The 13,537-nt window shown below is 33.7% G+C and carries 10 protein-coding genes; 6 read left to right on the top strand and 4 right to left on the bottom strand.

Annotated elements, in window-relative coordinates:
• Nucleotides 1-65: 65 nt before the first annotated feature.
• The 4 genes from RR539_RS05025 to RR539_RS05010 form a co-directional block, all read right to left on the bottom strand.
• Entirely contained in the window at nucleotides 66-2,075 is a 2,010-nt protein-coding gene (locus RR539_RS05025; protein WP_332483543.1) for an ABC transporter permease, read from the bottom strand.
• Between the two features lies 1 nt (nucleotide 2,076).
• Nucleotides 2,077-2,844, bottom strand: coding sequence for an ABC transporter ATP-binding protein (locus RR539_RS05020; protein WP_332474175.1), 768 nt, complete (start codon nucleotides 2,842-2,844; stop codon nucleotides 2,077-2,079).
• A 163-nt stretch (nucleotides 2,845-3,007) separates the two neighbouring features.
• Nucleotides 3,008-4,993: an ABC transporter permease gene (locus tag RR539_RS05015; RefSeq protein ID WP_332474174.1), complete on the bottom strand. Its 1,986-nt coding sequence runs from the start codon at nucleotides 4,991-4,993 to the stop codon at nucleotides 3,008-3,010.
• Nucleotides 4,983-5,750, bottom strand: coding sequence for an ABC transporter ATP-binding protein (locus RR539_RS05010; RefSeq protein ID WP_332474173.1), 768 nt, complete (start codon nucleotides 5,748-5,750; stop codon nucleotides 4,983-4,985). The genes RR539_RS05015 and RR539_RS05010 overlap by 11 nt, the downstream gene beginning before the upstream one ends.
• Nucleotides 5,751-6,263: 513 nt before the next feature.
• Here RR539_RS05010 and RR539_RS05005 point away from each other — a divergent pair.
• From RR539_RS05005 to RR539_RS04980, 6 genes are all read left to right on the top strand, one after another.
• Nucleotides 6,264-6,752 (top strand): NADH-quinone oxidoreductase subunit NuoE family protein, encoded by a 489-nt coding sequence (locus RR539_RS05005; protein WP_332474172.1) that lies wholly within the window; start codon nucleotides 6,264-6,266, stop codon nucleotides 6,750-6,752.
• Nucleotide 6,753: 1 nt separating this feature from the next.
• Nucleotides 6,754-8,001: a complex I 51 kDa subunit family protein gene (locus tag RR539_RS05000; RefSeq protein WP_332474171.1), complete on the top strand. Its 1,248-nt coding sequence runs from the start codon at nucleotides 6,754-6,756 to the stop codon at nucleotides 7,999-8,001.
• Between the two features lie 41 nt (nucleotides 8,002-8,042).
• Nucleotides 8,043-9,269 carry a molybdopterin molybdotransferase MoeA gene (locus tag RR539_RS04995; protein ID WP_332500236.1) on the top strand — a complete coding sequence of 409 codons (1,227 nt, stop codon included), beginning with the start codon at nucleotides 8,043-8,045 and terminating at the stop codon, nucleotides 9,267-9,269.
• Nucleotide 9,270: 1 nt separating this feature from the next.
• The gene (gene mobB / locus RR539_RS04990; RefSeq protein ID WP_332474874.1) at nucleotides 9,271-9,789 is read left to right on the top strand and encodes a molybdopterin-guanine dinucleotide biosynthesis protein B; all 519 of its coding nucleotides are present in this window, start codon (nucleotides 9,271-9,273) and stop codon (nucleotides 9,787-9,789) included.
• Between the two features lie 4 nt (nucleotides 9,790-9,793).
• Nucleotides 9,794-12,541 (top strand): formate dehydrogenase subunit alpha, encoded by a 2,748-nt coding sequence (gene fdhF, locus RR539_RS04985; protein ID WP_332483548.1) that lies wholly within the window; start codon nucleotides 9,794-9,796, stop codon nucleotides 12,539-12,541.
• A gap of 432 nt (nucleotides 12,542-12,973) precedes the next feature.
• A complete protein-coding gene (locus tag RR539_RS04980) occupies nucleotides 12,974-13,468 on the top strand; it encodes a DUF4830 domain-containing protein (protein WP_332500235.1) in 495 nt (164 codons plus the stop codon).
• The last annotated feature ends 69 nt before the right edge of the window (nucleotides 13,469-13,537 follow it).

Below are 13,537 nucleotides of genomic sequence, written 5' to 3'. Positions count from 1 at the left end.
CATCACCTACTATTAGTATAACCTAAAAAGGGAACTACAATAAATATTATAGCCCCTTTAAAGTATTATATATTTTTCTTAACTAACTTCTTATAGGATACATATGTTGCAGTAATATATAGCCCATAAATTATAAATATAGTCATAAATATAATAGGAACTGTACTTTTTACTACTTCCATATCATATACTACCAACTGCTCTTTAAGCATATATATTGCTGCTATGCTATGTGAAACACCTAAAATAAGAGGTGCCATAAAGTAGGTTATTATTTGAACAACTATACTTCTATTAATATTATCACTTGAAACACCTATTTGGTTTAAGGTTTTATACTTATCTAAATCTTCTTCTCCACTTATTAATTGATACATAGATAATATAGTCATACCAGCTATTAAAAGCACTACTCCTATAAATATGGCATTGTATATTAATATAGCTTTTTCTGTATTTATAGCACTTTTTGCTTTAGATTTAACTAGGTATCCTACATTTAAATCACTTTTAATATTAGGATTTGTGTCCCTTGATAATAACTTTCTAAAGTATTCATAGGACTTACCACCCTCTGCATTTAGATAGTTTATATTAACTATTCCGCATGTAGGCCTTAGCATATTTATATTGCTATCATTAATAACAATATCTATTACACTTCTCCCCCCAAAATAATCACAGGTATATTTTATAGCTTCATTCTTAACTTCTATAACTTTAAATGGCTTCCCTAGTAAATTTATAGAACTATTTAAAGTTAACCCCTTAATGTATTCTTCTTGCCTTACAAAAGCAATAATTTCATTATCTCCTAACTTAATAGTCTCTTCCCCATTAAATTTATTTATCTTATTATAATCACTTAATAATATAAAATTTACCCCTAATTGATGTATTTGATTAGGTACTATATCATTACTACCTATTTTTTCACCTGTTGCCTTATTTTTAGTCATATTATATAAACTAAGTGACATAACTTTTTCATTATCACCATAATTATATCCTAATTCATTAAGATATTCCTTTGGATTCTCTACAATAGTCCCATCATCACTAAATTCTATGCTTACATCATAGGGATACAAATTATTAAATTCCCTCTCAAATGATACTTTATAACTAAAAGCAAAGCTTATAATAGTTATAGCTACAAATATCATAAGACTTACAATAGATAATGATGCTACACTTCCTCTCATCCTATTCCCTAGCTGCTTTATGGTGAAACAGTTTATACTTTTAAGCTTTATATAGTCTATTCCACCTACCATATTAACTATTATAATTGATAAGCTGTAGAAAAATAATACTGTCCCTACTATTCCTGCTAAAATTCCGTAGCCTATCCTTGGCTCTTCTGCTATAACCATTAATGGTCTTATTAAAGTCGCTGTTATGTTATGTGTTGTTAGTCCCATAGCTAGTAAAATGTAGTATGAATAACTTATTAACAAAAGAGATATTACAAAGACCCCTCCACTTAAAATTAACTTAGTAGATGATTTCTTATCTTTAATTTCTCTGCTTTCTTTGCTACTAATTCTAGTAGTTCTACAAATTCTTACTCCATTAATCACTAAGGCTATAAGGTGAATTAAAGCAAACCCTCCTATTGTTTTGATTAATCCACTTAAAGATACTCCATATACATATTGATTAATATCTACTTGAAATAAACTTAATATAAGAATATTAATACCTTGAGAAACAACTACTCCAACTACTATACCTGCAAATAAGGAAATAAGTGTTGTTATAGTAGTTTCATATATTAGGATTTTACAAACATCCCATCTTCCCATTCCTAAGCTTCTGTATGTTACAAACTCATTATTTCTTCTTTTTATTATGTATCTGTTAGTATATATAACCATAAAACCAAGTGAGATTAATGCCATTATTGATGATATCATTATCATTCTTTCAAAAAATATATTATAACCTTCTTCATTTAGTACTATCTGTCCATCTAGAGTATTGAAGCTATAAAATATGCATACCCCAAGAGTCATGCTTATGAAATATATCCAAAAATCCCTTAAATTCCTCTTGATATTCTCACGGGCCATTTTAAAATACAATACTATCATCTCCTCCCATTAATGTTATTACCTCTATGATTCTTCTAAAGAACCCCCTCTTAGAATCCTCTCCCCTACGTAGCTCACTAAATATCTTTCCATCCTTTATAAATATAACCCTGTTAGTATAGCTAGCTGTATAGGGATCATGGGTTACCATTAAAGTAGTAGCTTTCTTATCCCTATTAATCTCTTCTATTTTCTCAAGTAGTAGTCTTGATGACTTAGAATCGAGGGACCCTGTAGGCTCATCTGCAAGTATAATCGACGGGTTACCGATTATTGCTCTAGCAGCTACTACCCTTTGCTTCTGCCCCCCTGACATCTGACCTGGGTATTTAAATAATATACTCTCTATTCCTAGGTACTCTGCTATATGCTCTACCTTTTTTCTTATAACCTTTGGGGCCTCCCCCCTAATACTTAAAGATAGAGATATATTTTCAAATCCATTTAAAGATTCTATTAAATTAAAGTTTTGAAATATAAATCCTAGATTAGTTTTTCTAAACTTATCAATTTCACTAGATTTCATTCTAGTAATATCTCTACCTTTAAATAGAATCTCACCTGTTGTTACCTTGTCTATTGTTGATATACAGTTAAGTAGAGTTGTTTTTCCGCTGCCTGATGGTCCCATTATTCCTAGGAATTCTCCCTCTTCAACCTCAAAGCAAATATTATCTATAGCCTTTGTTATGTTATTGTTTTTTCCAAAGTATTTTTCAATTTTATTTATTTGTAATAGCTTGTCCATGAACTTTCTCCTTAAGAATTAGCTTTTTCTTAAGTTCTATTTTATACCATATTTTCCTAATGTTTTAGGGTTTTATCTTTCAACTTCATTACATTTTTGTAATATATAAGAATTTAACAGATAAAAATAAGGTAGCAGACTAACTAACTGCTACCTTTAAATTCTATTGTTTAACTATGTTCTTGTATCCTGTATAGGTTGCTACAAAATATCCTAGATATACTACTAGGAATATTCCCATTGTTAATAGGGATGAGCCTCCTATGTCTGGCTTATTGTATATTGATAGGAAGTCTGTAACCACCTTAATAGCAACTATTGAGTGTATAATTGCAAGTGCTATAGGCACTGTAAAGTACACTAATGTTTGAACAAGTATACTTCTATTAATACTGGAATCTGACACTCCTAGCCTTTTTAGTGAAGTATATCTATCCATACTATCATTAGCCTCTGATAGCTGTTGAAGTGATAGTACTGCCATACTACTAATTAGGAATATTAACCCAAGGTATAATCCTACAAATAATATAACCGTAGTTGTTCCCTTGTTATCATCTATTATTCTATCCCTTGTGGAACCTAACACAAACCCACCATCTTCAGTGTTAAACTTACCGTTTCTAAACCCTTCAATAAGTTGATTATAAACACCCTCTGACTTATCATAACTACTCTTGTTAAAGTTAACATTAATTACACTTGAATATACCTGAAGTCCATTTAATTTATTGTCGTTAACAATAATAGTTAGGAAGTTATCCTTCATATATGATGTTTGAAGATTTTCTTCAATAGGTTCTTTATTTTCTATTTTATAGTTAACTCCATCTATTTTAATTGTATTATGTGACTTCATGTAATCCTTAAGGCTTGGCATTATCATCTCAAAATTAGATGTAATAACAGCCTCATTCCCTTTAAGGTTAATCTCTTCCTTACCTTGAAGCCTTCTTAAAGAATTATATTCTGTTATTCCCATTAGCTTAATAGGACTGTTAATTTCGCTGGTAACACCCTTTAATACATCACTAATTAATGTATTTGTGTGATATAGGGTGTATTCTGCATGCTTCTCACCACTTCCAACCTTAAACCCAATTACATCAAGTGCCTGATTAATATTTTGGATCTTATCATCTGCACCTGGGAATATATATCCTGAAAAATCATATTCAGTGTACTCTTCTATATTAGTTTCAAGTGCATGCTTAAAGCTAAAACCAGTTGATAACACACTTATAGTTATAAAAAGCATTAAGCATATAACAGTCATAGATATAAAGTTGGTTTTGATCTTGCTGTTAATCTGCTTAATTGTAAATATATTAAGCCCCTTAAAGTATATTTTCTTAGACTTTTTAAGAGTATTAATCATAAATCCTCCAAGACTTACGAAAAATAATAGGGTACCTATAACCCCTAGAACAATAGCAATTAAGAATCTAGTATCTCCATAATCTAGCTTGGTATCTATTGCAAACTTATATGCTATTAATAGACATGTAAGACAAGCTACAAACATTATTATATATACAAGGTATCCCCTTGATTTAATTTCCTGTGTTTTACGACCAACTGTAAGTAGGTCTATTATCTTATACTTTGATATTACGAATACGTTGAATATCATAACAAGTAAGAATATAATCCCAAAATATATAAATGTCTTACCTAGTGCAACATATGAGAATATAAATCTATACTCATCCATTGAAACCTCAAATAATTTAGATATAAGAATAGTTAATCCCTGTGACGCTAGTACCCCTATTATTAACCCACTAATAAGTGAAGCAACTCCTACTACTACAGTCTCTGTAATTAGAATTCTTGATATTTTACTTTTACCCATTCCAAGGGTCATATATATTCCAAGTTCCCTATTTCTTTTCTTAATTAAAAAGTTATTAGCATATAGAATTAGTGACCCTAGAATAACCGAAACAAATACAGACATATACGAAATAACCGATAATAGTGTATGAGTATAACTTTGTCCAACCTTTGATATTTCAAGTATTGCCCTTTGTGATTCTATTGAGTTAAAGCTATAAAATATACTTACTGCAAGTGTTAATGTAAGAAAGTATATTGAATAATCCTTAAAGCTCTTCTTAACGTTTTTAACTGCTATTTTAGAATACATTGTTGTCATCTCCTCCTATTAAGGTAATAACCTCTATGATTCTATTAAAAAACTCTTTTCTTGATTGGCTTCCCTTAACTATTTCACTGAATATCTTACCATCCTTAATAAACAGTATTCTATTAGCATAACTTGCTGTAAAAGCATCATGGGTAACCATTAAAATAGTTGCATTTCTTTCACTATTTAAGGCTTCAAACCTTTCAAGAAGTAGCCTTGATGACTTAGAATCAAGTGCTCCTGTAGGCTCATCTGCTAGCACTAACGAAGGCTCTGTAACTATTGCTCTAGCAGATGCTACCCTTTGTTTTTGACCACCTGATAACTGATATGGATACTTATGAAGTAGCTCCTCAATTCCAAGGTATTTTGAAACTGCTTCAACCTTACCCTTAATACTTCCTGAATTCTCACCCTTAATAGTTAACGCAAGTGCTATGTTTTCAAATGCAGTTAAAGTATCTAAAAGATTAAAGTCCTGAAATATAAATCCAAGTTCATTTTGTCTAAACTTATCAAGCCTTCCTGACTTAAGTCTTGTTATATCCTGACCATTAATTAGAATTTCACCTGTAGTTACCTTATCTATAGTAGCTATACAATTAAGCAGAGTTGTTTTACCACTTCCTGATGGTCCCATTATTCCAACAAACTCACCTTCATTAATCTTAAAGCTTATATTATCAATTGCCTTAGTAAGATTCCCCTTACCTCCATAGTATTTTTCTATTTTATCTACACTTAATATGTTCTTCATAATCTTAATTCCCCTTTTGTAAAAATAATTGGCTCCCTGTCTATGGCTTTATTCTACCCCTTTTTATTAATTTTACTTAGAGATTTAGATTTCACTTTCATTACATTTTTGTAATAAACCATATGTATGGATTTTATGCATTTTATGAATAAAGAATAATTATGCATATTAATTATCAATAGATAGTGATTGTTTGTATCGGCATGAATGATACCATTCATAAAATTTCTTTATTTTCTGATTTCTCTTATGGGTTATCCCTTCCTTTTAATATCCCCACCCTTGCATAAAGTACTATTTTATACACATATCCCTATTACTTCTTGACTTGTACGTAGTATATTGTACCTTTCAATGCATAAAGTTCGAAATGACAAAATATTATCATATATGACATATTTTTATCATTAATGTTATAAATATAACGTTTTCGCTTTTTATGCATAATTGATGTATATTGAATATGCATTTTTATCTAATATTTATAAATTTTTTTAGGAGGCGTATACATTTATGGGAGATATCTTTTCAAACAAGATTCTGCTTAAAAAAGTTGAAAGCATTATTGCTTCACACAACAATGATAAGCACGATCTTCTAGCTATACTTCTAGAAACTCAGGAAATTATTCCAGAAAACTATATTTCAAGAGATGTTTCTGAATTCATAGCTACATCATTAAAAATCCCAACAAGTGCAGTACATAGTGTAATATCATTTTATTCAGCATTATCTGACAAGCCTAGGGGAAAATATATTGTTCAGATCTGTGAAAGTACAGCTTGCAGGGTAAATAAATATGAAACACTTAAAGAAGCACTTGAAAAGGAGCTAAATATTAAAGTTGGTGAAACAACTAATGATGGTCAGTTTACTTTAATGCTAACACCTTGTTTTGGTGCATGCGATATATCACCTGCATTTAGAATCGGTGATGAGGTTTATGGAAACCTAACAAATGATTCGATTAAAGAAATTATAGAAAGCTATAGGGGGATGTAATATGAGTAAAACAGTAAAAATAATATCTAAGAACTTTAATGTTATTAACCCCGAATCCTTAGAAGATTACATAGCATCAGGTGGTTTTGAATCCCTTAAGAAAGTTCTTTCAATGGAGAAAGAAGAAATCTTCGATACTGTTAAAGCATCTGGTCTTAAGGGTCGCGGGGGAGCCTGTTACCCAGTTGGATTAAAACTTCAACAAGCAGCAGCAGAGATTGCGCCATCAAAGGCTGTAGTTTGTAATGCTGACGAAGGTGAACCTGGAACTTTCAAGGACCGTTCACTATTAGAATTTGACCCTTTTAGAGTACTAGAAGGTATTGCTATGGCAGCATTTACAGTTGATGCTGATAAGGCATTTATATATATGAGAGAAGAGTATGGCAAGCTTCAAAAACGTATGAACAGAGCTATTGCTGCTGCTACAGAGGCTGGCTATCTTGGAGAGAACTATCTAGGGTCTGGACGTAATCTTACTGTTAAGGTTGTTTCAGGTGCTGGAGCTTACGTATGTGGAGAAGGTTCTGCTATTGCTGAATCAATTGAAGGTAAGATAGGAAGACCAAGACCAAAGCCACCATACATTAAGCAGTGTGGAGTATTCTCACTTCCTACACTAGTTAACAACGTAGAAACACTTTCAATCCTACCATTATTATTTTCAGAAGATGCTGATGCTTACGTGAATAGTGGTACTGAGGAAAGCAAGGGAACTAAAATTATCAGTATTTCTGGTAATGTAAATAACCCTGGAGTATACGAAATCCCATTCGGATTAACTCTTCGTGAAATTATATTCCATATTGGTGGAGGAATTAGAGGTGGTAAAGCCTTTAAGTTTACTCAACTAGGTGGAGCTTCAGGACCTATTGCACCTGAAAGTCTACTAGATACTAAGTATACATACGAAGACCTTTCTGCTGTAGGACTATCAATTGGTTCAGGAGCTGTAATGGTTGCTGATGAAACTAACAGCATTATTGATTATATGGAAACTGTACAGGATTTCTTCGCACATGAAAGCTGTGGAAAATGTACACCTTGCCGTGAAGGAACACTTCAACTTCAAAACATTATGAAGAGATTTGTAAATAGCACTGCAAGCGAAACTGATCTTGAACTATGCAGCAAACTTTCAAATGTTATGAAGGTAGCTTCATTCTGTGGTCTTGGAAAGTCATGTATGGCACCACTTCTATCATCACTAGAATATTTCAAAGAAGAATTTACTGAAAGAATAGTATAAACCTATTTAGGATAAGAAACTCAGGGAGCTAAGGATTTATTATGATAAGAAATATTAAGCTAGAGGATGCTACAACTCTTTTATTATCAAAGGTTAAACCATTACCTCTAGAAGACATAAATATACTTCAATTACAAAACAGAATACTTGGAAAAGATATTGTTTCAAGTTTCAATATCCCTCCATTTAACCGTTCTCCACTAGATGGTTACGCCCTAATATCAAGTAATATTCAAGGTTCATCTAAGGAAGCCCCAGCTAAACTTCATGTTATAGCCGAGGTAGCTGCTGGAGAGGTTTTTCATGGAGAAGTTATTAATGGACAAGCAGTAAAAATAATGACAGGAGCGCCTATTCCAGAAGGTGCAGATACTGTAATACGTAAAGAAGATACTGATGAAGGAATTGAATTTGTAAATATCTATACCCCACTTAAGCCATATTCTAATTATGCTTTTTCTGGGGAAGACGTGAAATCAGGGGAAACAATACTAACTAAGGGTCAAAAACTAGACTATAGTAGCATCGGAATGCTGGCGTCTCTTGGACACTTAAGTGCTATGGTATATGAAAAGCCTAAGGTTTCTATACTTTCAACAGGTTCAGAGCTAACTGACCTTGGAAACCCTCTACTGCCTGGCAAGATTTATAACTCTAATTTATATAGTATAGGCGCTTTAGTAGAAAGCCTAGGATGTACCCCTCTACTACTTCCATCTGTTAATGATGAGGTTAATCTAATTGCAGAGAAAATGGAAGAATCTCTAAAACATTCAAACATCCTTATAACAACAGGGGGCGCATCAGTTGGAGACTATGACCTTATAGCTGAAGCTTTAAGATCTATTTCAGCAAACATACTTTTTCACAGAATAGCTATGAAACCAGGAACTCCTGTTATAGCAGCTGAAAAAGACGGCAAATTAATAATTGGGCTTTCAGGAAATCCTGCAGCAGCATTAATATCCTTTGAACTTGTTGCAAGACCTATCCTTTTAAGAATGGCAGGCATACCTATTCTTGAAAGGCCAACTATTAAAGGAATACTTGTAGATGATTTTAATAAAACAAGCTCCCAAAGAAGATTTTTAAGGGTTATCGCTACAAAGGGCAAAACTTCCTATGAAATTAAATTAGCAGGTAAACAAAATCCAGGGGTACTTAAATCAATGATTTCATGTAACGGTCTTATAGATATTCCACCAAAGACATCCCTTGAAAGTGGACAAGAAGTAGAAGTAATTATGTTAATGGACGGAGTGTACTAATATGATACCAATGATATCTATTGTAGGGTTTTCTAACTCAGGAAAAACCACTCTACTTGAAAAAATAATACTTGAGCTAAAATCACTAGATTATAGGGTTGGTGTTATTAAACACAACCACTGCAGCTTTAATATTGACCATGAGGGTAAGGACACTTACCGCCACGCTAAGGCAGGTGCAGATACAGTAATTATTGCATCTCCTACTAAGGTTGCAACTGTTAAGAAGGTTCAAGTTGAACCTTCACTAGATGAAATAGCAGCTGGTATTACTGATGTTGATATTATTTTTACTGAAGGATATAAAAGAGGCAATAAGCCTAAAATTGAAGTATTTAGAAAAGAATTAAACAGGGATGAGTTATTTTGCTGTGAGGAAGAACTTCTAGCAGTTGCCTCAAACCATGAGTTTAATATAAATGTTCCTTGCTATCACATAGATGATATAAGGGGACTAACTACTCTTATTATTGATAAATACCTAAGACCTCAAAATAAACATAATCTGAGAATAGTTTAGGAGGATAAAAATGGTTAGTTTAACTATAGATAATATAAAAGTAACTGTACCTAAGGGAACTAATATAGTTGAAGCAGCGAAAACTGTTGGTATTGAAATACCTACTTTCTGCTATGATAAGAGCCTTAAAGTTACCGGTTCTTGTAGAATGTGTGTAGTTGAAGTTGATGGCTGGAGAGGCCTTTCTACTGCATGTTCAACAGCTGTTGTTGAGGGTATTGTTGTTCACACAGAATCACCTAAGGTTATAGAAACAAGAAAAATGATTCTAGAGCTTATGCTTGCAACCCACCCACTTGATTGCTTAACTTGTGAGAAAAACGGAAACTGTAAGCTTCAAAAATATGCTTACCGTTATGGAGTTAAGGGTTCATCATTTAAGGCTGAGGTTAAGCCATACGAGGTTGATAGCATTAACAATGTTATTGAAAGAGACCAAAGCAAGTGTATCCTTTGTGGTAAGTGTGTTGGTGTATGTTCACAGATTCAAGTTACAAACGCTATTAACTTTGAAGGACGTGGACATAAGACTAAGGTCTCAACTGCATTTGGTGACCCACTAAACACTAAAAACTGTAGATCATGTGGACAATGTGTAGATATTTGCCCAACCGGAGCACTTATTAACAAGCAGCTAAAGGGAACAAGACCTTGGGAGGTTACTAAGGTTCGTACAACTTGTCCTTTCTGTGGAACAGGATGTAACTTTGATCTTAATGTTAAGGATGGCAAGGTTATTGGAGTTACTTCAACAGACCAGGCTATTGTTAACGGAAACTCATTATGTGTTAAGGGTCGTTACCACATAGACCTTATTAACAGCGAAAACAGACTTAAGAAACCTCTAATTAAAAAAGATGGGGTTTTTGTAGAATCAAGCTGGGACGAGGCTCTTGATGTTGTAGCTAATAACTTTAACAAAATCAAGTCTGAAGCAGGTCCAGATGCTATAGCAGGTCTAAGCTCAGCTAGATGTGTTAACGAGGATAACTATATATTCCAAAAGATGATGAGGGTTGCAATTGGTACTAACAACGTAGACCACTGTGCAAGAACCTGACATGCTCCAACTGTTGCTGGTCTAGCAACTACATTTGGAAGTGGAGCAATGACTAACTCAATTGGTGAAATTGAGAATAATGATGTTTTATTTATAATAGGATCTAATGCTACAGAGGCACACCCTATTATTGGTAATAAAATGAAAAAAGCAGCTAAGAAGGGGTCAAAACTTATTGTTATAGACCCTCGTAAAACAGAGCTTGCAGAGCATGCAACCCTATGGCTACCACTTAACTCAGGAACAGATGCTGCACTTGTTAACGGCCTTATCCACATTATTATGGAGAATGGATGGGAGAACAAGGAGTACATTAAGGAAAGATGTACAGGTCTTGAAGGTGTTATGGAAGTAGTTAAAAACTACCCACCTAGCAGAGTTTCAGAGATTACAGGAATTTCAGAAGAGGTTCTATATGAAACGGCTAAGCTTTATGCTACAACTGAGAAGGCTGGTATATTCTACACACTTGGAATTACAGAGCATACAACAGGTACTGCAAACGTTATGAACCTTGCTAACCTTGCTATGATTACAGGTCATGTAGGTATTGAAAGCGCTGGCATTAACCCTCTTAGAGGACAAAACAATGTTCAGGGAGCTTGTGATATGGGAGCACTCCCTAACAACTTCCCTGGATACAAAAACATTGTTGATGAAACTGCACATGCAGCATTCGAAAAGGCTTGGGGAGTTAAACTAAACAACGTAAATGGACTTAGAATTCCAGAAATGCTTGATAATGCACATGATGGAACTGTTAAGGGTATGTATGTAATGGGAGAAGACCCTGTACTTACTGACCCAGACGCTAACCACGTTAAGAAGGCTCTAAGTAACCTTGACTTCCTAGTGGTTCAAGATATATTCCTAACTGAAACAGCTAAGTTTGCAGATGTTGTACTTCCTGCTACTTGTTACGCTGAAAAGGAGGGAACATTTACTAACACTGAAAGAAGAGTTCAAAGAGTTAGAAAGGCAGTAGAAGCACCGGGAGAAGCTAGACTTGACTGGCAAATCCTATGCGATGTTGCAAATAGACTTGGAGCTAACTTTAACTACAGCAGTGCATTTGAAATATTTGAAGAAATAAGAAATGTTATTCCAAGCTATGCTGGTATAACATATGACAGAATAGATAAGGTAGGACTTCAATGGCCATGTCCATCAACTGACCATGAAGGAACTAAATATCTTCACAAGGGACAATTTGTTCGTGGTAAAGGCCTTATGGTTCCAGTTGAATACGAAGCACCTGCTGAACTTGTATGTGATGAGTATCCTATAATCCTTACAACAGGAAGAATGCTATATCACTACAACATAATGACGAGACATTCATCAAAGCTTGATGAAATAAGACCTGAGGAACTTGCTGAAATTAATCCAGTTGATGCTGAGAAGATGAAGCTATCAGAGGGTGACTTTATAAGAGTTACTTCAAGAAGAGGTTCAGTAGCAACTAAGATTACAATAACAGATAGAGTTAAACCGGGAATGATGTTTATGACATTCCACTACTGGGAATCACCTGTTAACGAACTTACTAACTCAGCATTTGATCCAATAACAAAAACAGCAGAATACAAGGTTACAGCTGTTAAGGTTGAGAAGATTTCTAAGATGTCTGATCTACCAGTGCACCTTAGAGATAACCTACTTAATGAAGCTGCTATAACAACAGAAAATTAATTTATGAGGCATCCCAATTAAGGGGTGCCTTTGTTTTGGGATAACAGGTATTAGAGGGGGTAGCCTTTGATGGTTTATTTGGGTATGTGTAAAGGTGGATAGAGGGGTCTAGACTGACCGCGTCTGGGATTTGTCCAATAAGCTCTAAGACCTTCTAAGTCCAAACCCAAGGGTACAGTCTATCCCCCTCTATCTCACCATAAAACATCCTCTATTGAATTGAGATTAACGTGGCTACCCCCTCTAATACCATAAAGTTTATCCCTTAACTAAGGTTCCCTTTTAATGTGGCTATGCTTGGTGGGTGGGTATGAGAATTGTTTTTATAGTAATGTGTTAAATGTTTATAATTATGTTTTTACATATATTTGTAACAAATACAATTATACAAAATGGTATTATATACCTAATATGTAATTTAGGAGGTATATTATGAGAAAAGTATTAATCACCCTTACTACTTTGGTTTTTCTTATTTTAGTTAGTTGTTCTAATGGATTAAGTGGTGAGGAGAAGGTTGCTACTGAATTTATTAAGTCTAAGGATTATAAGATAGTTAAATCACTTGGAGAACCTTATAGATACACTTTAACTAAGGATATGCTTGCAGGCAAAACTGCAAGCGGGGGAGCTATTCAATCATGGTGTGTTCAAAGTTCTAAGCCTGAGGATTATTTTAATAAGGAAATAACAACTTATAGTTATGAGGTAACTAATCATCCTATGCAGAAAAATGATTCTAATGCTAAAAATGGTGTATGGCTTAATATTATGATGTGTGAAGGTAAGGTAATCGGTGGAACATCTACTCCTAACGTTGATACTGTAGGTGGGGTCTTTTCACTTGAAGGCAAAACCCTCGAAGAGGTAACAGGAATAAGCTATAAAGAATGGCAAGATAAATGGAGGGAAAAATATTCAAAATAAAAAGGATGCACTTCATTGTGAAGTGCACCCCAAATGTTAGACACATCTAATATTTGGAGGTGCACTTTT

It is taken from the genome of Clostridium sp. (genome assembly GCF_036639235.1).
In the GTDB taxonomy this organism is placed as follows: Bacteria; Bacillota; Clostridia; order Clostridiales; family Caloramatoraceae; genus Clostridium_AB.
Note: the sequence above shows the minus strand (reverse complement) of the source record. Positions and strands in the feature narration are given on the sequence as shown.